The 18818-nt window shown below is 61.3% G+C and carries 23 protein-coding genes; 18 read left to right on the top strand and 5 right to left on the bottom strand.

Annotated features, from left to right (window positions below):
• Positions 1-18 precede the first annotated feature (18 nt).
• A complete protein-coding gene (locus U1763_RS20100) occupies positions 19-465 on the top strand; it encodes a hypothetical protein (RefSeq protein WP_332756702.1) in 447 nt (148 codons plus the stop codon).
• Here the strand turns inward: U1763_RS20100 and U1763_RS20095 are convergent.
• A complete protein-coding gene (locus U1763_RS20095; RefSeq protein WP_332756701.1) occupies positions 462-638 on the bottom strand; it encodes a hypothetical protein in 177 nt (58 codons plus the stop codon). The two genes, U1763_RS20100 and U1763_RS20095, sit on opposite strands and share 4 nt — an antisense overlap.
• 41 nt (positions 639-679) lie before the next feature.
• Here U1763_RS20095 and U1763_RS20090 point away from each other — a divergent pair, with 41 nt between their 5' ends.
• Genes U1763_RS20090 through U1763_RS20075 form a run of 4 tightly spaced genes read left to right on the top strand, consistent with a single transcriptional unit; the run spans position 680 to position 2285 of the window.
• Positions 680-949: an HU family DNA-binding protein gene (locus U1763_RS20090; RefSeq protein ID WP_332756700.1), complete on the top strand. Its 270-nt coding sequence runs from the start codon at positions 680-682 to the stop codon at positions 947-949.
• A gap of 54 nt (positions 950-1003) precedes the next feature.
• Positions 1004-1675: an SOS response-associated peptidase gene (locus tag U1763_RS20085; RefSeq protein WP_332756699.1), complete on the top strand. Its 672-nt coding sequence runs from the start codon at positions 1004-1006 to the stop codon at positions 1673-1675.
• 26 nt (positions 1676-1701) lie between these two features.
• Positions 1702-1989: a hypothetical protein gene (locus U1763_RS20080; protein WP_332756698.1), complete on the top strand. Its 288-nt coding sequence runs from the start codon at positions 1702-1704 to the stop codon at positions 1987-1989.
• A gap of 5 nt (positions 1990-1994) precedes the next feature.
• Positions 1995-2285: a DUF1488 family protein gene (locus U1763_RS20075; RefSeq protein ID WP_332756697.1), complete on the top strand. Its 291-nt coding sequence runs from the start codon at positions 1995-1997 to the stop codon at positions 2283-2285.
• Between the two features lie 83 nt (positions 2286-2368).
• On the opposite strand, the gene U1763_RS20070 is transcribed toward U1763_RS20075, so the two are convergent.
• Positions 2369-2554, bottom strand: a complete 186-nt coding sequence (locus U1763_RS20070; protein ID WP_332756696.1) for a hypothetical protein — start codon at positions 2552-2554, stop codon at positions 2369-2371.
• A 392-nt stretch (positions 2555-2946) separates the two neighbouring features.
• Between U1763_RS20070 and U1763_RS20065 the strand changes: the two genes are divergently transcribed.
• The 4 genes from U1763_RS20065 to U1763_RS20050 all read left to right on the top strand — a co-directional run bounded on the left by U1763_RS20065 (position 2947) and on the right by U1763_RS20050 (position 6562).
• The gene (locus U1763_RS20065; RefSeq protein WP_332756695.1) at positions 2947-4047 is read left to right on the top strand and encodes a histidine kinase dimerization/phosphoacceptor domain -containing protein; all 1101 of its coding nucleotides are present in this window, start codon (positions 2947-2949) and stop codon (positions 4045-4047) included.
• 29 nt (positions 4048-4076) lie between these two features.
• A complete protein-coding gene (locus tag U1763_RS20060) occupies positions 4077-4511 on the top strand; it encodes a response regulator (RefSeq protein ID WP_332756711.1) in 435 nt (144 codons plus the stop codon).
• Between the two features lie 118 nt (positions 4512-4629).
• Entirely contained in the window at positions 4630-6120 is a 1491-nt protein-coding gene (locus tag U1763_RS20055; protein WP_332756694.1) for an HWE histidine kinase domain-containing protein, read from the top strand.
• Between the two features lie 91 nt (positions 6121-6211).
• Positions 6212-6562: a response regulator gene (locus U1763_RS20050; RefSeq protein ID WP_093401120.1), complete on the top strand. Its 351-nt coding sequence runs from the start codon at positions 6212-6214 to the stop codon at positions 6560-6562.
• A gap of 1 nt (position 6563) precedes the next feature.
• Here U1763_RS20050 and U1763_RS20045 read toward each other — a convergent pair whose 3' ends face one another.
• Positions 6564-6770 carry a ComEA family DNA-binding protein gene (locus U1763_RS20045; protein WP_332756693.1) on the bottom strand — a complete coding sequence of 69 codons (207 nt, stop codon included), beginning with the start codon at positions 6768-6770 and terminating at the stop codon, positions 6564-6566.
• Positions 6771-6973: 203 nt separating this feature from the next.
• Here U1763_RS20045 and U1763_RS20040 point away from each other — a divergent pair, with 203 nt between their 5' ends.
• The 4 genes from U1763_RS20040 (at position 6974) to U1763_RS20025 (ending at position 12014) form a co-directional block, all read left to right on the top strand.
• Positions 6974-8434, top strand: a complete 1461-nt coding sequence (locus U1763_RS20040; RefSeq protein ID WP_332756692.1) for an aminotransferase class I/II-fold pyridoxal phosphate-dependent enzyme — start codon at positions 6974-6976, stop codon at positions 8432-8434.
• Between the two features lie 58 nt (positions 8435-8492).
• Positions 8493-8987 carry a nucleoside deaminase gene (locus U1763_RS20035; RefSeq protein ID WP_332756691.1) on the top strand — a complete coding sequence of 165 codons (495 nt, stop codon included), beginning with the start codon at positions 8493-8495 and terminating at the stop codon, positions 8985-8987.
• A 423-nt stretch (positions 8988-9410) separates the two neighbouring features.
• The gene (locus U1763_RS20030) at positions 9411-10490 is read left to right on the top strand and encodes an AraC family transcriptional regulator (RefSeq protein ID WP_332756690.1); all 1080 of its coding nucleotides are present in this window, start codon (positions 9411-9413) and stop codon (positions 10488-10490) included.
• A 90-nt stretch (positions 10491-10580) separates the two neighbouring features.
• The gene (locus U1763_RS20025; protein ID WP_332756689.1) at positions 10581-12014 is read left to right on the top strand and encodes a S41 family peptidase; all 1434 of its coding nucleotides are present in this window, start codon (positions 10581-10583) and stop codon (positions 12012-12014) included.
• Positions 12015-12061: 47 nt separating this feature from the next.
• Here U1763_RS20025 and U1763_RS20020 read toward each other — a convergent pair whose 3' ends face one another.
• Together U1763_RS20020 and U1763_RS21160 are read right to left on the bottom strand one after the other, a co-directional pair.
• Positions 12062-12523, bottom strand: coding sequence for a VOC family protein (locus U1763_RS20020; RefSeq protein WP_332756688.1), 462 nt, complete (start codon positions 12521-12523; stop codon positions 12062-12064).
• A gap of 414 nt (positions 12524-12937) precedes the next feature.
• Positions 12938-13474 carry a J domain-containing protein gene (locus tag U1763_RS21160; RefSeq protein ID WP_443026949.1) on the bottom strand — a complete coding sequence of 179 codons (537 nt, stop codon included), beginning with the start codon at positions 13472-13474 and terminating at the stop codon, positions 12938-12940.
• A gap of 692 nt (positions 13475-14166) precedes the next feature.
• On the opposite strand from U1763_RS21160, the gene U1763_RS20015 reads away from it, so the two are divergent.
• The 5 genes from U1763_RS20015 to U1763_RS19995 are packed head-to-tail and all read left to right on the top strand — an operon-like array spanning position 14167 to position 18770.
• A complete protein-coding gene (locus U1763_RS20015; RefSeq protein ID WP_332756687.1) occupies positions 14167-15417 on the top strand; it encodes an MFS transporter in 1251 nt (416 codons plus the stop codon).
• A gap of 44 nt (positions 15418-15461) precedes the next feature.
• The gene (locus tag U1763_RS20010; protein ID WP_443026948.1) at positions 15462-16541 is read left to right on the top strand and encodes a metallophosphoesterase family protein; all 1080 of its coding nucleotides are present in this window, start codon (positions 15462-15464) and stop codon (positions 16539-16541) included.
• Complete coding sequence (locus U1763_RS20005) at positions 16538-17788, top strand: arsenic transporter (RefSeq protein ID WP_332756685.1); 1251 nt, start codon at positions 16538-16540, stop codon at positions 17786-17788. Before U1763_RS20010 ends, U1763_RS20005 begins: the two co-directional genes overlap by 4 nt.
• On the top strand, positions 17785-18162 hold the full coding sequence (locus U1763_RS20000; RefSeq protein ID WP_332756684.1) for a hypothetical protein: 378 nt from the start codon (positions 17785-17787) through the stop codon (positions 18160-18162). Before U1763_RS20005 ends, U1763_RS20000 begins: the two co-directional genes overlap by 4 nt.
• Positions 18159-18770: a DedA family protein gene (locus tag U1763_RS19995; RefSeq protein ID WP_332756683.1), complete on the top strand. Its 612-nt coding sequence runs from the start codon at positions 18159-18161 to the stop codon at positions 18768-18770. Before U1763_RS20000 ends, U1763_RS19995 begins: the two co-directional genes overlap by 4 nt.
• Positions 18771-18818: the final 48 nt, after the last annotated feature.

Below are 18818 nucleotides of genomic sequence, written 5' to 3'. Positions count from 1 at the left end.
CTGACTCATAGAATCGTCATGCCGATCCGCCCCGAGAACCGCTGGCTCTACCCGATCGACTGGCGGCAGCTGTCGCAGACGGTCCGGTTCGATCGCGCGGGTGCTCGGTGCGAAGGATGCAGCAGGCCCCATCTGCGCCGTGTGGTCCATCTCGGCGACGGACGCTGGTGGGATGCCGATGTCCGGTGCTGGCGGTCGGACCGGGGCAAGCGTATTTCGATGAAAGCCGGGTTCGTCCTGGCGTCGGTCCGGGTGACCTATGTCGTCCTGGCCTGCGCGCACCTCGATCACGATCCGGGCAACAGCGCCTCTTCGAACCTCAAGGCGCTATGTCAGCGCTGCCATATGATCCACGATGCAGCCGAGCATCGCTGGCAGCGCTGGTGGAATGTCTTTCGGCTTCGTGCGATCCGCGATCTCTACGAGGATCCTCGCGTCACGCGCGAGCGCATCGCTGGCCGTTAGAGATCGATGTTTCGGGCACGCATTGCCTTGGGCGCCAAATCTGCGATCGGCCCCCGCCCTGCGGCCGCCTCAAAGATTTCGGCGACGTCATGATCCGCGAGGTTGTCCAGCGTGAGGCGAAACGCCGTAACGCTCGCGTCATCCAGTCCGGTCTTTGTCTCGTCGTTCGCCATGGCTAAGGTCCCGCCGGTCTTTCCATTGGAGAACGAATAGCATGAACGTAAGTGACCTGGCCAAGGGCGTCGCTGAGGCGACCGGTTCGAACGAAGCCGATGCGAAGAGGGCGATCACCGCCGTATTCGACCAGATCGCGGCCGCAGCCGTGAAGGGTGAGGAGGTTTCGATTCCAGGGTTTGGCAAGTTCACCGTCAAGGATCGTCCGGAGCGCGAAGGCCGCAACCCCGGTACCGGCGAGGCGATCACGATCGCCGCTTCCAAGAAGGTTGCGTTCACGGCCGCCAAGGGGCTGAAAGACAAGATGTAAGCCGCGCGCGCCGACGGGATCATCTCGTCGGCGCCAACCCTAGGAATACGCTTCGTGTGCAACCGGTATCGTATGACGGCGAAGGAAGCTGACCTTGCGGTCACCTTCGGTATCCGGCCTCCTTATGATAGGGACGAGGAATACCCCGTCGGTGACATCTTTCCGACCGGAAAGAAGACGCCGTTCTACGGCAAGGTGATCGTACAGGACGGCGGTGAGCGTAAACTCGAGCGGATGGAATGGGGCGTACCGACGCAGGTGCCCAGCGCGCGCGACCCCGCGGTTAAGCTCACCAAGTACGTGACGAACGTGCGCAACCTGAACTCGAGCTTCTGGCGCTCGATGTTGATGACGCCTGCGCGACGCTGTCTCGTTCCGGTCACAGCTTTTTCCGAATATGGATTGGCACCCGGCGAAGACGGCAAGAAGCCCCTTCACTGGTTTGACGTGCCGAGCCGTCCAATCTTTGCGTTTGCAGGCATCTGGCGACCGACCGAACGCGACAACGCCTATGGCTTCTTGACCACTGAGCCGAACGCGATCGTGGCGCTCGTCCACCCCAAGGCCATGCCGGTCATCCTACACGACGACGATTATGATCGGTGGCTTACCGCCCCCTGGGACGATCTGAAGGACTTGGTCGCGGCCTACCCCTCGCAATTGATGCGGGTTGAAGGCTTGGTCACGGCAGACGCGGACCATGCCCGATCGCCTGTGCTATTCTAGCCGTTAAACCTGTAAGGTGACTGACAATGACAGAAGCGACATGGGGCGAAAGCGCCAAGACTCCGGACATCAACTGGCGGAAGAGTGCGTCATTGGAAAACGTGCCCCGTGGTGAAACTGATATTGCCGAGGTGACGAACCTTGAGCGCGCGGTGCGGGATTGGGTCAGGCTGGATCCTGAACATAGAGACACGGCTACCTTGACCACGGATCATCCCGTTCAGATCGAAGGAGTTTCCAGTACGACGTTCACTGGCGAGGCTATCGCAGCAATTGCCGAGCACCTGCCACCTATCCCAAGCGAAAAGGAGTAATAGCTATGGCGAAATCCAGCGTCCGGTTCGAGCGCGGTGACGGATATTGGGTGGCCGAGCGTGACAGCATCGGCTTCACCGGCGCGACCGACTTTGGCCCCGTTGAGTTTCTGATCACCAGCGAAGCGTTGGCCGAGATGCTGAACCCAGAGCTGGAAGGAATTGACCCGGAAACTGCGGTCGAGGTCTTCATCGAATTTGAAAGCGACATTCATCGCATCGCCCAGCGCGAATTTGTGAAACGCCTCGGTGGTGAGCCACCAATCCTGCTTACGACTGCAGATGTAGCGCTTTAGTGCCAAAAGCACGGTTGCAATCCGAGCGGGCTATTGGCCCGGGGCGGCTAACGCTCCGGGCCTACGTCGGCTACATGCTTATTTTAATATAAGCCGCCTTCTTCTCGCTCTTCCGCGCCTTCCTTCTGCGCTTCCTCAAGATCGCTTGGCTTTTGTTCGTCAGCGATTGACTTATCCTCTAAGGTATCTTCCGGCCCTTTGTTGTCGTCCGGAAGTTCATTGACGTCGGTTTCAAAACCAGGGTCTTCCGATTTCGGGGTGGTCATCATGCTTGCTCTCCTTCACCACACCGAACGATCCAAGAAACCGCTCGGTTGCGAACCGGCGGACGATACCCGACACCCGCCCGCAAGCGCTCGCGTTACCGCTCCTGACGAATTCGATGATGGCGTAGCGTCAGAGGACCGATAGTCGAATGGACCCACAAGCGGACACTCACGAGCCATTTCCGCTTTCCCCATGTCTGCCATTCGTTCAGCTTCCAGCCTGCACACGCGTCGCCGATTTTCGAACCCAAAGGAGGCTTTGTACGGGCAAACCATGCCGCGCAATGGTCATGCCTCAATGAGATGAACTCGATCTCTAAGCGGAACGGAAAACGATCAAAACGATTTAGTCCCGGCACGGAGTTCGGCTGGTCGGCACGCTCCACGGAGGCGTGATGAAACAGCGGGACGATTGGCATCTGACGGAAGCACTCGATTACGAGCACGGACGAGCGGACCCCTTTGCTGCGGCTGTTCGGGCTACCCGAATGCCTATGGTCATTACGGACCCCGCGCAGACCGATAACCCGATCGTCTTCTGCAACGAAGCCTTTCAAACGCTGTCGGGATACGACCGAAGTGAAATCATCGGCCGTAACTGCCGCTTCCTGCAGGGTCCCGACACCGACCGAGAGCAGGTGGCTAAGGTGCGTCAGGCAATCGACGCCCAGACCGACATTGCCGTGGACCTTCTAAACTATCGAAAGGATGGATCTGCGTTCTGGAACGCGTTGTATCTGAGTCCTGTACGCAATGACGCTGGCAAGGTTGTGTTCTTCTTCGCCTCCCAGCTCGATGTTACCGACCGCGTCAAGGCGCAGGCTATCATTTCAAAGCAGAAGTTATTGGTCGAGCAGGAAGTCGAGGCGCGCACGTCAGACCTGGAGGCCGCATTAGATGCAAAAACCCTACTGCTTCACGAAGTCGACCATCGCGTAAAGAACAACCTTACAATGATTGGTTCGCTTCTGCGTTTGCAGGCGCGTAGCGTATCAGACCCGGCCGTTTCATCAAAACTTGAAACCATGCTCGAACGGGTTGATGCTCTGGCGACAGTGCATCGCCGTCTTTATCAGTCGGACGACGTCACCCGGTTCGATGTCGGGGCGTTTACCGAAAATCTAATCAGCGACGTCGTTGGTGCCAGCCGACGCAACGACATCAAGGTGGTTTCGAACATTTCGCAAATAGAGGTGCCGTCCAGTAAGGCGGCATCGCTTGGGTTGATCCTCAACGAGATAGCGACCAACGCCATCAAGCATGCATTTGCCGACGGGCGAGCCGGTACGATTTCTGTCCGCACCGCCCTAGAAGACAATCATGCTATGATCGAAATCACCGATGATGGGCATGGGCTAGCCAGCAATGACGTTCAGCTGGGCGGCATTGGCAAAATGCTTATCTCCCGCCTCGCCAAGCAAGTCAGGGCCGACGTCGTGTGGTCCGACGCCGCCCCCGGTGTTCGGGTATCTCTCTCATTCCCGGTGGACGATTAATGAGTGTACGTGCCCAACCGCCGTTGAACGTGCTGATCGTCGAGGACGAAGCTCTTTTGGCGATGGATATTGAAGCGATGATCGAAGACGCCGGTCACCGTGTCGTCGGCGAGGCCGCGTCTCTCTACGAAGTTGAAGACCTGGCAAGCGATCTCCATCCGGACTTGGCTTTTGTCGACATACAGCTTGCGAAAGGCACCAGCGGCCTAGATGTCTGTGCACTGATCCGGAAGCGATGGGCGGACGCAATAGTCGTCTTCGTCACTGCAAACCCACTTAAGATCCCAGCCGACTTTGCCGGTGGCCATGGCGTCATACCCAAGCCCTTCTCCCGGAATGGTCTGATGTCCGCAATGCGCTACATCGAAGAGGGTGTCTGCGATCCGCCGCCCGTATCCCCGCAGCCAGCAAGCTTCATTGCGGCGCCCGCGTTTGCCGCAGAGTGGTCCCAGACCAGTCCCTGATTTCCGGGTGATAAGCGACAATCCACGGCTTCACGAAGTGGCACGACAGATGACAGAAGTTATACATAAATTCGATTACGTTGATCCATCAACGTCTTACCGCTAGGACGTTCCCGCTTTGGACCGTCAGCCACTCCCACCTTCGCCTATTCGACCGCACGATGCCTCAGGTGTCGTACGCGAGGCTGTCGACGCCTTTGCGTCCCGCCTAAACGAGCATGACCCCTTCGTTGCGGCGTTCGATCACTGCATTACGCCGATGGTCGTCAGCGATCCAACGCTACCGGATAACCCGCTGGTTTACGTCAATCGTGCGTTCGAGGCTCTGACGGGGTTCTCGGCGGTCGAGGTCGTTGGCCGGAACTGCCGTTTCATGCAGGGACCGTTGACCGATCAGGCCGACGTCCAACGCATGAAGGACGCAATTGCTCTCCGTAAGCCGATCGATATCGACCTCCTGAATCACCGTCGTGATGGCACGCCGTTCTGGAACCGCCTCATGGTCGCGCCCGTGCATGACGCGACCGGCAGCCTACGCTACTTCGTGGCATCTCAGCTCGATGTCACACTCGAGCGGCACGGGCTGTTGCAGTTGGAACGCGACCGCGACACGCTGAGTGCCGAGCTTGCGAAGCGCGAAGTTGCGCTAGCCGAACGAGAGGCCCGCCTGGCACTTGCGCTCGATGCTGGCGGACTGGGCACTTGGACCATCGACCTGCCAGAATGGCGGCTCAGCTACTCGCCAAGTTGCCTGACGAACTTTGGCCGGCCTCTCGGCGAAAAGTTGTCGATGGAAGGTATGTTGGCATGCGTTCATCCAGAGGATCGAGACCTCCTCACGAACTCGCTGAACAGCGCTGTCGAGCATGGCACGCGGTATAACGTCGAATACCGCATTCTAACACCTGAAGGCGAGCAACGCTGGATCCATTCCCAAGGCTCGCTGCAGCGTCGCGCGGATGGCACACCGTTGGCGGTTTCGGGCTTTTCGAGCAATGTTTCAGCGCGCAAATTTGCCGAGGAGCAACGGTCGGTTCTAGCACATGAACTGACACACCGCGTGAAGAACACGCTTGCGACAGTCAGTGCCGTCGTCAGCCAGACGCTACGCGATGCTGCGTCCCTCGCTGAGGCTCGGGATGCTGTGTCGGGCCGCATCGCCAGCCTAGCGTCTGCCCACGAACTTCTGCTGAAGGACGAGATCGAAGGCGCGGCAATCGGTGAGATCGTCGAGCGGGTGCTCGCGCCCTTCATGGACAGCAACGGTCGACGTTTTTCCGCTGTCGGCCCGACGATACGGCTGACCCCGGAAGTGACACTTGCGTTGTCGATGGCGCTGCACGAGCTGGCGACCAATGCGATCAAATATGGAGCGCTCTCGGTACCGGAGGGTCAGGTGAGCATACGCTGGGACCTGAACGGCAATGCGACGGAACGTCGACTTACCTTCTCTTGGGCAGAGCAGGATGGTCCTATCGTTGCTATGCCAACACGTGTTGGATTTGGTACGCGAATGATTGAGCGCGTCCTGTCACGCCACATCCGCGGCAAGGCGGAAATCCAATATTTGCCGGAAGGTGTTCGCTTCGCAATCGAAGCGCCGATCTAAGCTCTCGACCTTGTCTGACATTTATTAACGCCGTGGCGGGCCCATTGCGTGACCACATTGGTTAAAAGCTCAGCTTATCGGGATCTGTCATATGTGCCATGTGCTCGTCATCGAGGATGATTTCCTCATCGCCGACCACATCATCCAGCTGATCGAGCGGGCTGGCGGCACATCCTTTGACCAGGCTGCCTCGCAAGATGAGGCAATCGATGCTGCGAGATTGAGGCCTCCCTCCATCATCATGTCCGACGTCAATCTCTCAGCCGGTACCGGTCCTGCCGCTGTGGAAGCCATTATCTTGGAGCATGGGCCGACGCCCGTGATCTTCGTGACCGGCACGCGCGAAGCATGCCATGTAAGTCGGCCATCGATGATCGTTCTCGACAAACCGATCAACGAACAGGCTCTTATCGCGGCGTTCCAAAGTCTGGCGCCCGCCTGAGTCAGCAATCGCCGACGGTCAGTGAAGCAGTCGCCCCATCGGCCTTACCGCTAAGACCGGGTACTTCATCAAGTTGTCTCAGGTCACTGAACCCGCCACGTTCCTCACGATAGCGGACGATCTCGAACCCGTGCCCCGCTAGCGCCGGGATGGCGTCCAACTCCGCCGCACTCGCCGCGTTGACGTTGATCGGCATCTCGTTCCTCATAGCTCTTCCTCTTTCGTACCCTTGGTGACGGAATGTTGGAAAAGGGCTTTGCTATCGATGACCGCCCTAGCCAGCTAGGCGGAAGGTTTGATTGATGTCCGCCTTCGGCGGATAACTGCTTGTTTGATAAAGAAGATCAACCATCGCGGAGGGGCTTTCCAGTATCCGTGCGTTTCACCCACTCGATCAGGAGAGGGTTCGGCATGGATCAGAAGAGTGCGCCGTTGGCCGATGCGTTGGCGGCGATCGAGAAGAGGCCGGTCATCGGATTTGGAGCGCCGGGCCACAACCAGGGTGCAGCCATTCCTGGCGGGATGAAGGCACTGCTCGGCAAGCGCGTTTTCCAAGCCGACGTGCTGACGCCGAAGGGGCTCGACGACCGTACCGAAGGCAAGCTGGCCCTTCAACGTGCGCACGAGATCGCGGCGGAGGCCTGGAATGCCGACTTCTGCCGGTTTGTAACCGGCGGATCCACCCAGAGTCTTCACACGGTTATGGCCTCGGTCGCCGGACCAGGTGACACTATTCTGGTCGCTGCGAATGCCCATAAGGCCGAGCGTACCTACGCGCTCGCGACGGGGCTCAATGCCGCCATCGTGCCGGTCCAGATCGACGGGGAATGGGACATTGAGCATGGTGTTGAGCCGCAGGCGCTGAACGCCGCCTTGGCGGCCAATCCAACCGCCAAGGCGTTCATCGTCGTCAGCCCAACCTATTACGGCGTGACGAGCGATATCGCGGCACTCGCCACTGTCTGTCACGATCACGGTATTCCCATGATCGTCGATGCCGCTTGGGGTGGTGCGTTCGCATTTTGTGAAGGACTGCCTGACGATCCGCTGACCAAGGGGGCGGATGCCGCCGTCTATAGCGCCCATAAGACGATGGGGGCCCTCGCGCAGGGATCGGTAATCGTCGCCAAGGGCGACCTGATCGATCGCCAGCGATTGTGGATGGCCTATGAGCTGTTCGAGACCACCAGCCCATCGGTACCGATCCTAGCAACGCTTGACGCGACCCGGCGAGATCACGCGTTGAACGGAGAGCAGATGTGGAACGGCGTCATTGCGCTGGCGGAGAAGGTCCGCAGGAAGATTGCCGGTATCGCCCCCCTGCGCGTGTTCGGTCATGATCATTTGCCGCCAGATGCCAGTCTGGACGTCACGAAAGTGCTGATCGACGTCTCGGCGCTGAGCGTATCGGGGTATGCTATCGATGACTGGCTCTACGAGCATCACCGGATCAGCATGGGGCTGTCCGACGCCCGGCATATTCTGGCTGTTCTGTCCTTGGGCACAACCAGGTCCGATCTCCGCAAACTCGTCCGTGGTTTGCAGGATCTCGTGAATCAGCTCAGTTCCGATCCCTCCATCCTGCCGGCAATCCCACCTGTGCCCGGGATCGGCACCCTTTCCGTTGACATGGCGATGCCTGGGCCTGCGGCACTCTACGGCTCAGCCGAGATGGTTGCCTACGAGGCGGCTGAGGGAAGGATCGCAGCCGAGATGATCGCGCCCGCGCCGCCGGGCGTACCTCGACTGGTGCCGGGCCAGCGCATCACTGCCGCACACGTCGCATGGCTTGTTGCGAACCGTGATGCCGGGGCTTTCGTGATGGATCCGGTCGATCCCACAGAAGCGACCGTCAGGGTGGTTCAGAGCTGACGCAGCAACCGGATCGACACGCCAAATCTAACAGCAACTGCAATCAGGTGGAAACGCAATGCAGACCGATACCGACGAACACTGGATGCAAATGGCGATAGACGTCGCGCGCTCCAAAGGGTTCGATCCCTCGACCTCCCCGCTTGGATGCGTCATCGTGTTAGACGGGAGGGTGATTGCCGCCGAACACAATCGGACCAAGGAGTTGCCTGATGCAACCGCTCATGCCGAGATGATGGCGATCCGTCGGGCTTGTGAGCAAACCGGAGAACTGGAGCTGCGCGGGGCGACGTTATACTCGACACTCCAGCCCTGCGGCATGTGCACGATGGCATCGATCTGGTCGAAAGTCGGCCGCGTCGTTTACGGCGCTGGTCGCAACGATGTGCATCCGATGTATTTTGAGGCAAAGCACGTCGACACTCTCGGCTTCATCGGGGACGCCTATCGGGACGATATCGAGATCGAGGGTGGCTGCCTGCGCGACGCGCGCGCTGAACTCTATTACGGTCCCGATGCTGACTTAAACAAAGAGGAACAGGCCAACCTATAAGCACACAGCACGTCATAGGCGTCGACTGTTTGCGGCTGTAAGCGCGAGGGTAACGCAAAGCCTCCTCGAAGCAGCCCCGACGACCCAACAAGTGGACGTTCAGGCGCCCTGCCCCGCCTCCCAACTTCGGACGCTGGTTCATCCTTGGGAATGACCGATTTTGAAGCCCAGCTATCCGCTCGCAAATGTCGTGATGAGGCAGGATTGCAGACGGTCCGCTTTGGGCGATGCAGACGTCGATAGCCGACATTGCACGGCATTGCCGTCGTTGTCGAAAAGGATCGGGAGAAGAAAAAACGCCAGCGTTCTCGCAACCCGCCCAGCTTCGTATTTCGAGAACCATAGCGCCTCCGCCTGTCAACCTCGATCACCTATTGACGTTGTCGATGGGGCGGGGCTGATGGTCATGTGAGCATCGGTCCCATGTCCCTCATCCTCGGTCTGTTCGAGGCACAAATGCTTGTGCTGGCGACTGCCATCATCAGGCGGGGCGGGATGGCGCGACGCTCTCTCGGAGCGTTGCTGATCGTCCTGTGCGGCGTGCTGACGCCGTTCACTATCGGCTATGCAGGTTTCTACGATCGATGGCCGTGGCTTTCGTTCGCGCCGTTCGCCGTTCCTCTGGCGATCGGGCCATTGCTCTACGCGCACCTGAACGGCCTGATCTTCGATCGCCCGATACCCCGTTGGCACGCCGCGTTACCGGTGGCCCAGTTCGCTTATCAGGCTGTCGCTTTCTGCCTGCCGCTCGATCTGCGCGGCGCGTTCGACCGACAGGTGCAACGCCCCTGGCTTGATCCAATCCTGGCGGCGCTGCTGCTCGCGTCAATGGTCGGATATGCCGTCGCAGCCCTGCGTGCGCTGCGCCGGCATCGATGCTGGCTCGTGGCGCGCCGATCCGACCTCGCGGCGGCAAGGCGCGTGCAGGCCGTGCTGATCGCCTATGCCGCGATCGTGACGGTGCGGACGGGATACCTGATCGCTGATGCGTTGATCGCGCCGCTCTCTTACTTCGATATGTTCGGTTTCTACGTCGTGCTGGCAGTCGTCGGCAATTACATGGCGATCGAGGGCTGGCGGCAGGCGGACGCCCGACCGCAGCCGATCGTGGAACCGATCGAGCGCGACTGGCGGCCGATCGCGGCCGGGTGGATGGGCCAGATCGAAGCGCATGGATGGTGGCGTGATCCGGACCTCGATCTTGCCGAGCTGGCCCGCAGGCTTGGGACCAACACCGCCTATCTGTCACGCGGTCTCAACGAGGGACTGGGGCTAGGGTTCGCCGAAGCGATCAACGGGCTGCGCGTCGAGCATGTCGCCGCGCGTCTGCGGGACGGCGCCGATGGCGATATCCTGACGCTCGCGATTGATGCTGGCTTCGGATCTAAGGCGACCTTCAACCGCGTCTTCAAGGAGCGGTTCGGCGTCACACCCTCGGCCTATCGTCGCGTCTCAACCAACAAAAATGATGCGGAACGCCCGGATTTGCAGCGCACCACCTGACTGGCATCGGCATCGGCTTGGGGCACATCCGCTCGGAGCAAGACCATGATACATCTCGATCGCCGGCACCTTCTGACGGGAGCGTCTGGCTTGGTCGCAACCGCCTTTCTGCCCGCTCCCGCCAAGGCGAGCGATACGCTGCTGTCACCTGCGGCTATGCGATCAGATATCGCCATCCTGTGCGACGCCTATGCCAGCCTGCATCCCGGCCTCTATCGCTATCTGACCCCGGCGAACTTCCAGCGCCAGCGCCAGCGCCTCGATCGCTTCGCCGCGACGCCCCATACGCTGGGAGACTTCTACCTTGCGCTGTCGTCGTTTACCGCAAGCGTCCGGTGCGGTCACAGCTTTCCTAATCCCGCCAACCAGACTCCGGCCGTCGCGTCGGCGCTGTTCGGCAAGCCCGATCGCTTACCGTTCGCCTTCAGATGGCTGGACCGGCGCATGATCGTCACTGCCGATCTCGGCAGCGGGCATCATCTGCCGATCGGAAGCGAGGTCGTCGCGATCGACGGTATCAGCGCACGCGACATGCTGGCGAAGATGCTCTTTTATACCCGCACCGACGGCAGCAACGATGCGCGCAAGGTGGCCGACCTCGGCATACCCGGCGATGCCGATCAGCCGACATTCGAAGTGCTACGGGCGCTGCTGTTCCCATCGTCCGCCCCCTCGGCCCGTGTCGTGGTGCGGATCGCCGGCAGAGCCGAGACGATCGCTTGCCCCTTGATGACAGCCGCAGCGCGCAACTCGGCGTTGCGCCGTCCCTCCAATGATTCCCCCTATGACTGGGTGTTCGTGGTGCGCGGCCAAGTCGGCATCCTGACCATGCCGACCTGGGCGGTTTTTCACGAAAAATGGGATTGGCAGGGCTTCATCGACGCCAGTCTGGACACCGCGGTCGATCGCCAACTCTCGGGCATCGTCATCGACGTGCGTGACAATGGGGGGGGACTCGATTGCGGGGCGGCAATCATCGCTCGCCTGATCGAAGCGCCGCTGCCCGCCGACATCTATTCCCGCCATGTACGCTATCGCAAGATACCCGACCGGCTTGCCCCCTACCTCAAAACTTGGGATCGCAGCTTCAAGGATTGGGGAGCGTCGGCAATTGGTCCTGACGCGGCCGGCTTTTACACTCTCACCCGTCCCGGCGACGCGTCCGACGTCGACACTATTCAGCCCAAGGGTCGCCGGTTCGCCGGCAAGGTCGCCGTTCTCGTCGGCCCGAAGAACGCTTCGGCTACCTTCGGCTTCGCAGGCCTCATGCAGCGCCAGCGGCTGGGAACGCTGGTTGGCGAGCAGACCGGCGGCAACCGCCGTGGCATTAACGGCGGTGCCTTTTTCTTCGTCAGGTTGCCGGCATCAGGCGTCGAGGTCGATCTGCCTCTGATCGCCTATTGGCCTGAGACGCCGCAGCCGGATGCTGGAATCATGCCCGACATCACCGTGTCGGCCCGGAATGCCGATATTCAAGCCGAACGGGATACCGCGTTAATGCGGGCGGTCGTCGTGGTAAGTTGAACGATCAGCCTTCCCGATGGTGAAGCGGGAAAACGTCCGCCGGCCCATTAACGGGCTGGCGGCTGCATAAGCTCTATCGTGATATGATCTGGGCCTGAAACGTAGGCCACCAACGTTCCCTTCCTTGGCCCACCCGCGATCGGCAACGGACTACCCTTCGCCTTCCATCCTGCTGCCTCGACGCGGGCAATAGCGGCATGGATATCGTTTACGGCCAGAGCCAAGTGGGCCGCACCGATCGCCCCCGCGCTGTTGGGCACCGCACCGTTCTGGTGCCCTTTTGAATATTGCAACAGTTCGACCACATAGCCGTCCGGTGCCCTGACGATCGCCGTTTTGACATTAGGGTTATCGACACCGGTTACCTGATGCAGGAAATCGCCCCCCATCTCCGATTGCCGCTCAAGTGTGAAACCGAGCGCTTCCGTCCAGAAGCGAACGGCTTTGTCTAAAGACGATACGGCGAAGCCTGTGTGGTCCACGGCAATAACGTTTGCGGCGTCTGTCATTACTTCACTCTTACTTGGTCGTGCTTGCGATGTCAGGGCCTGCGCTGGCTTCAGCCGACACCAACAGCATGGCGGACATGATCTTCATGGTGACGCTTTAACGCTTGAGCTTCTTCTCGAAAAGGAACCCGTATTGCGAATGCGTCCGCGACAATCACATCGATGGAAGCCCTGCGGCCCTTTTTTTCAAAATCTGTTGCCGATTGCTCTTTCCTGAAATTGCAGAAAGAAGTTGGAGTTATGGGAATGTTTCAGCATTCCCAGACAGCGAGGTGTTGGGGGGCCTCACGACCTATAGTCGGCCATTGGCGCGCCCTTCCCCGTTTCCCAACTTCGGCCGCTCGTTCATCTCCGCGTTACGACCGCTTTTGGCGCCTGACCCTGCGAACTCGAATGTCGCGACTGGGCAATAGTTTAGGAAGCAGGCTGTCCAAGTCCGAGTTTTGTGCCCGATGAGCTGCGGACGGCTTTTGCAGGTGGCTCAGGCACGGGATGAGCGGTGACGCTACGTCGAACCGTAGGTGCCAATCCGGATTCCTCATTCCACAGAACCAGGATTGTAGCGATCGGTGCGGCGGTGAGGATAAGCAAGAAAAGACCCATTAGCCATTCGTTGGGCTGTAGCGGTTGCGAGACGCTACCGCTGGGCTGCATCGACGGGCTAGGTCGCATCTGGCGCCTGCCGGCTTTCCTGGGGTGAAACGGGCGGTCCGTAGTCGCTCGGTGGGCAGACGTCCTGATCTGCGACCGATCATAGGCGGCGCGTGCTTCCTTCTTCCCCAAAACGGAATACGCCTCGTTGATCTCTTTTGCGCGAGCAGAAACGTCCGCACCATGATTGGCATCGGGGTGATATTGACGGAGCAGCGCTTTCCACGCGGCGTGGATAGTGTCGCGACTTGCCGTCGAGGGCACCCCTAGAACAGAATAATAGTCGGGTGAGAGAGCCATCTAGCCGTTTCTTGCGGCTAAAACGCGAAAAAGAAAAGTCCGCCTGGTCCGTGATCTTACCCAGGCCTTCTCGGTGATCCAAAGGGCGGCTTTGGGCGCCAACAGTCAGGCGGCTACCATCCCCATCCACAACTTCCTGCTTTCGATGACACGACGCCCCCCCGGGCGCTAACCTTCATCCGTATGCATAGGCGGCCTCGCCCGCTCCCAAACTTCGGACATCCATTCATCTCGGCACCATGACCGCCTTGCGTGCCCCCGGCATCAGGCGCACCGCGCCGGGTCCGTTCGTCGGCTGCACAACTGTCGCTTTCCTCAACAACAGACCACTTCGACACATTGCCCATACTCGTCAGACTCGGGACATTCCTTCGGATTTCTCTCGAATGATAGCTTGCCGATCCAAAGGCATGCCGATCAACATTTCGTGGAACGCTCCCCATCGTCAACGCACTCTACCAAACTGTGAAATCCGATTCATAGAAGCTTTAACATACTGTCATCTGTGGTTATTTCTTACGAATATCGGTCCACTTCGGAACTTGTATGAGCTCCGAAACGATATTGCTCAGCTAATCCGGCATGCTTCAAGCCATTGCAAATCGAACCTGAACGGCATCGTTCAGGCTACCGCCTCTGAAGCGCTTTACTGCGCGGTTCACCTTTCTTTACGCGAAATCTGGAGACACCCGATGGCCTCTGCGGCAGCCATCCCCGAGACGAAAGACCCGGCGCAGCGCAGCGTGCCTACCGGTGCGCTCGACGCGCTCAACTTCTTCTTGGCGGACGTCCGCGACGGGCTCGGGCCGTATCTCGCAATCTATCTGCTGGTCGTACGTGGGCCTTCGCATGGCTGGAACGAGGCGACGGTCGGCCTCGTGCTGACCATCGCCGGGATCGTCGGCCTGTTGTCGCAGACGCCGGCGGGCGGGTTGATCGACCGGGCGAAGAACAAGCCGCGCATCGTCATCGCCGGCGCCCTGCTGGTGACGCTGAGCAGCCTGTCACTGCCGATCGTCTCGGGCTTCACGATGGTAACGATTACCCAGTCGATCGCGGCTGCGGCGGGCGCGATTTTTGCGCCGGCCATCTCGGCGATCACGCTGGGGCTGGTCGGGCCGAAGCTGTTCGCCAAACGGGTCGGTCGCAACGAGGCGTTCAACCACGCCGGCAATGCCGTGTCGGCAGCGCTTGCCGGCGTCCTTGCCTGGTCGTTCGGTCCGGTCGTCGTCTTCTGGCTGATGGCGGGGCTAACGGTCGCCAGCGTCGTCGTCGCGGGGCGGCTGAAGAACGACGACATCGACAATGCGGTCGCGCGCGGCTTGGACTGCGAGCCGGAGGAAGGCTGCGAGGAGCCGAGCGGCTGGAAGACGTTGATCGAGAATCGCCCGCTGATGATCTTCGCGGCGGCCGCGTTCACCTTCCATCTCGCCAATGCAGCAATGCTAACCTCGGTCAGCCAGCTGCTCGGTCGCACCGTCGGCACCGACAAGGCGACGTCGCTGACCGCCGCGTGCATCGTCGCAGCGCAGCTCGTGATGGTGCCGGTCGCGATCGTCGTCGGGCGCAACACCGAACGCTGGGGCACCAAGCCGATCTTCCTGGTCGCGTTCGGCTTCCTGGCGGCGCGCGGAGCGCTCTACACCGTGTCGAACGATCCGTGGTGGCTGGTCGGCGTACAAGCGCTCGACGGGATCGGCGCGGGGATCTTCGGCGCCCTGTTCCCGGTGATCGTCGCCGACCTGACCAAGGGATCCGGCCGGTTCAACGTCAGCCAGGGCGTCGTGTCGAGCGTGTTCGGCCTGGGGGCGGCATTGTCGGCAACGCTGGCCGGATCGATCATCGTCTGGGCCGGATACAGTGCAAGCTTCCTGACGCTAGCCGGAATCGCGGCGGCGGGGTTCGTGCTGTACCTCACCGCCATGCCAGAGACACACAAGTGACTTACCCTTCCTCCATCACGTGGGTGCACATAGGCGATCTGCACATGGACGAGGCGAACGGCTGGCAGACCCGCGACCGGCTTGCCGCGATCGTCGCGGAGATCAATGCGCATATCGGCGACGCTGCGGACTTCGTCTACCTGCCCGGCGACAATGCCAATCACGCGACGGTCGAACAATACCGGGTCATCACCGATACGCTCGCCCCGCTGCGCCTGCCCTACCGGGTCATCCCCGGCGATCACGATTTTGAACTTGGCGATCTCGCGCATTACGACGCCGCTTTTGCCGGAGCGAACCGGCCCGAGGTCGAGGTCATCGCCGGGCATCGCTGCATCTTCCTCGACATCATCTCGGCGGGTGCGGGCGGCCCCGATTTTCGGCTGACGATGCACCACCGCAATCGCTTGCTAGAGGAACTCGCGCGCGCCGAGGCGGAGCGGCAAACGCCGCTCGTGTTCATGCATGCCTATCCCGGCGACCTTGCCGCGGATGGCGAGGATATCGCCCGCATTTTCGCCGACGCCCGCGTCGCCTTTGTCGACACCGGGCATACGCATTACAACGAGTTGCTCAACGACGGACGGGTCGTCTACGGCGCAACGCGTTCGACCGGCGAGATCGAGGAGGACGGCGGCAAGCCCGGTTTCTCGATTGTCACGGTCCACGGCCGCGTGCCGAGCTGGCGGTTCAAGGAGACCAGCAGCAACTGGCCGTTCGTCCAGATCGTCGCGCCTGCCGACATCCGGCTGGTAACGCGGCCAGCCGATGCCACCCAGGTCCCACGGCCGGGCGAGGTCGAGATTGTCGCCAAGCTGTTCGGCGGCACGACACAGCCGGTGATGCTGTCGGTCGACGACGCCATCGCCCAGCCGATGCTCGCCGTGTCGGGCACGGCGCTCTGGTCGTTGCGCATCACGCTCAACGCCGGCCTCCACCGCGTTGCGGCCAGCGTCGGCACCGACCGCGACAGTGTCGAAATCCTGGTCCGTGGCGAAGCGGATATCCCGCGGCGCGGCGTGCCGATCGCGCCGGGTCGCGATCTTCACAGCATCGGCGCGTGGCTCGAGCACGGCATCGCCGGCACGCAGCTCGGCCCGAACAAGAACGGGAAGCACTGGTGATCCTCACTACCGGCGCCACTTGGGGTATCTGCGCTGCCTCGACCGCTGCGGTGATCGCACGACCGTTCCGCTGGCCGGAGGCGATCTGGGCGGTGGCAGGGGCAGCGTTGCTTCTGCTGTTCGGGCTGATGCCCTTCCCCGCAGCGCTCCATGCCGTCGAAAAGGGTATGGACGTCTATCTGTTCCTGATCGGCATGATGCTGCTGAGCGAGGTGGCCCGCGCGCAAGGGCTGTTCGACTGGGTCGCGGCGACCGCGGCGATCCACGCAAAGGGATCGACCGCACGGCTGTTCGCGCTGGTCTACGTTACCGGGATCGTCACGACGACCTTCCTGTCGAACGACGCGACTGCGGTGGTGCTGACCCCGGCGGTCTATGCCGCGGCAAAGAAGGCGAAGGCCGACCCCCTGCCGCTGCTGTTCGCCTGCGCGCTGATCGCCAATGCGGCAAGCTTCGTCCTGCCGATCTCCAACCCCGCCAACCTCGTCCTCTACGGTGGCAAGATGCCGCCGCTCGGCCAGTGGTTCGCGTCGTTCGCGCTGCCGTCGCTGGCGTCGATCGTCGTCACCTTCGCCGTGCTGCGCTGGCTCGAGCGCACGCGGCTGGCAGGTAGCTGCACCAGCGCGGTCGAGCGTACCCCGCTGACGGCGGGCGGCAAGGCCGCGTTCGTCGGGATCGTCGCCACCGCGATCGTGCTGCTCACCGTATCCGCGCTCGATATCGAACTCGGCCTGCCGACCGCGATCGCCGGTATCGTCACGACGCTGGCGGTCTGCACGATCGCCCGGTCGTCGCCGGTCGCGCTGCTGCGCGATATCTCGTGGAGCGTGCTGCCGCTGGTCGCGGGACTGTTCGTCCTGGTCGAGGCGCTCGACCTGACCGGCGTGATCGCGTGGGTCGCGCACGCGATCCGCACCGCGTCGGCCGATCCGGCGCAGGCGTCGGCGGTATCGGGGACGATCCTGGCGTTCGGATCGAACCTGATGAACAACCTGCCCGCAGGCCTGGTTGCCAGCACCGCGGTTGCTCAGGCCCAGCCGCCGAAGCTGGTCGTCGACGGCTTGCTGATCGGCGTCGACCTTGGCCCCAATCTGTCCATCACCGGCAGCCTGGCGACGATATTGTGGTTGCAGGCGATCCGGCGGGAGGGTGAGGACATCGGGTTCTGGCGGTTCCTGAAGGTCGGCGCGGTGGCGATGCCGCTGGCGCTGATCGCTGCCCTTGGTGTCAGGATTGCCCTCGGATGACGCGCGATCGGCTGTGGCGTCGCCTGCTGATCGCAATGTTCGTCGCCCTGGTGGCGTTCACCGGCTACCATGCGGCGCGCACCGTCAGCGACGCGATCTACTGGAACGCGCACCGCGACGAACCGATCGAGCGCTGGATGACGATCGGGTACGTCGCGCATTCGTACCACGTGCCACCCCACGTCCTGCACCGCGCGCTGAACCTGCCCCCGGCACCCGATCGCCGTCCGCTCGGCCGCATCGCGCAGGACACCGGACAAACAATGACGCAGATCGACGGCAAGCTCACCTACGCGATCGTCCACGCCCGGCCGCCCTACCCGCCCCCCGCCCCGCCTTCACGGTCTTCCCCGCCGACGAGCGCGAAGCCGTGACCGACCAGCTGCTCGAACTGCTGACAACCTACGGCCTGCCCGCCCTCTTTGGCGCGATGGTGCTGGCGGCTGCGGGGCTTCCTTTCCCCAGTTCGTTGACGCTCATCGCAATGGGATCGTTCGTTGCGCAGGGCGAACTGAGCTTTTGGCCGGTCGTGCTTTCCGGTGCGGGCGGCGCCGTGCTCGGCGACCAGATCGGCTATGCATTTGGTCGTTACGGGGGCCGCCCGCTTCTTGCTGCCGTGACGACGCGGATCGGGGGCGCTGACAAGGTGGCGCAAGCGGAGACCTATTCGCGCAAATGGGCAGGCTGGGGTATCTTCTTCAGCCGCTGGCTGATCGGCCCGCTCGGACCCTGGATCAACGTGACAAGCGGCCTCACGCAATACCGCTGGGGATGGTTCATCCTGCTTGACGTTGCCGGCGAACTGCTTTGGCTTCTCATATACGTCTCGCTGGGACGCCAATTTAGCGATCAGGTTCAGACCGTGGCGAGCTTACTCGGCAATCTCACCTGGGTCGTCGTAGGCCTTCTTGCCGCAGGATTTCTGGGATGGAAGCTGTTCGGGAAAAGAAAAGCAGAAGTAACTTCGGAAGTAACGGTTTGAAGACCGATTATCCACGGTCGGTCTAAACGGCTCGGCGAAAAACGTCAG

It is taken from the genome of Sphingomonas sorbitolis (genome assembly GCF_036663875.1).
In the GTDB taxonomy this organism is placed as follows: Bacteria; Pseudomonadota; Alphaproteobacteria; order Sphingomonadales; family Sphingomonadaceae; genus Sphingomonas.
The sequence above is the reverse complement of the archived record's forward strand: the minus strand, read 5'-3'. Positions and strand labels throughout refer to the sequence as shown.

Coding starts and splice junctions, on each gene's coding strand:
- U1763_RS20080 (WP_332756698.1), top strand. CDS start 1,702: ATGACAGAAGCGACATGGGGCGAAAGCGCCAAGACTCCGGACATCAAC.
- U1763_RS20090 (WP_332756700.1), top strand. CDS start 680: ATGAACGTAAGTGACCTGGCCAAGGGCGTCGCTGAGGCGACCGGTTCG.
- U1763_RS20035 (WP_332756691.1), top strand. CDS start 8,493: ATGCAGACCGATACCGACGAACACTGGATGCAAATGGCGATAGACGTC.
- U1763_RS20095 (WP_332756701.1), bottom strand. CDS start 638: ATGGCGAACGACGAGACAAAGACCGGACTGGATGACGCGAGCGTTACG.
- U1763_RS20040 (WP_332756692.1), top strand. CDS start 6,974: ATGGATCAGAAGAGTGCGCCGTTGGCCGATGCGTTGGCGGCGATCGAG.
- U1763_RS20070 (WP_332756696.1), bottom strand. CDS start 2,554: ATGATGACCACCCCGAAATCGGAAGACCCTGGTTTTGAAACCGACGTC.
- U1763_RS20015 (WP_332756687.1), top strand. CDS start 14,167: ATGGCCTCTGCGGCAGCCATCCCCGAGACGAAAGACCCGGCGCAGCGC.
- U1763_RS20045 (WP_332756693.1), bottom strand. CDS start 6,770: ATGAGGAACGAGATGCCGATCAACGTCAACGCGGCGAGTGCGGCGGAG.
- U1763_RS20065 (WP_332756695.1), top strand. CDS start 2,947: ATGAAACAGCGGGACGATTGGCATCTGACGGAAGCACTCGATTACGAG.
- U1763_RS20030 (WP_332756690.1), top strand. CDS start 9,411: ATGTCCCTCATCCTCGGTCTGTTCGAGGCACAAATGCTTGTGCTGGCG.
- U1763_RS20100 (WP_332756702.1), top strand. CDS start 19: ATGCCGATCCGCCCCGAGAACCGCTGGCTCTACCCGATCGACTGGCGG.
- U1763_RS20020 (WP_332756688.1), bottom strand. CDS start 12,523: ATGACAGACGCCGCAAACGTTATTGCCGTGGACCACACAGGCTTCGCC.
- U1763_RS20000 (WP_332756684.1), top strand. CDS start 17,785: ATGACGCGCGATCGGCTGTGGCGTCGCCTGCTGATCGCAATGTTCGTC.
- U1763_RS20050 (WP_093401120.1), top strand. CDS start 6,212: ATGTGCCATGTGCTCGTCATCGAGGATGATTTCCTCATCGCCGACCAC.
- U1763_RS21160 (WP_443026949.1), bottom strand. CDS start 13,474: ATGGCTCTCTCACCCGACTATTATTCTGTTCTAGGGGTGCCCTCGACG.
- U1763_RS20075 (WP_332756697.1), top strand. CDS start 1,995: ATGGCGAAATCCAGCGTCCGGTTCGAGCGCGGTGACGGATATTGGGTG.
- U1763_RS20010 (WP_443026948.1), top strand. CDS start 15,462: ATGGACGAGGCGAACGGCTGGCAGACCCGCGACCGGCTTGCCGCGATC.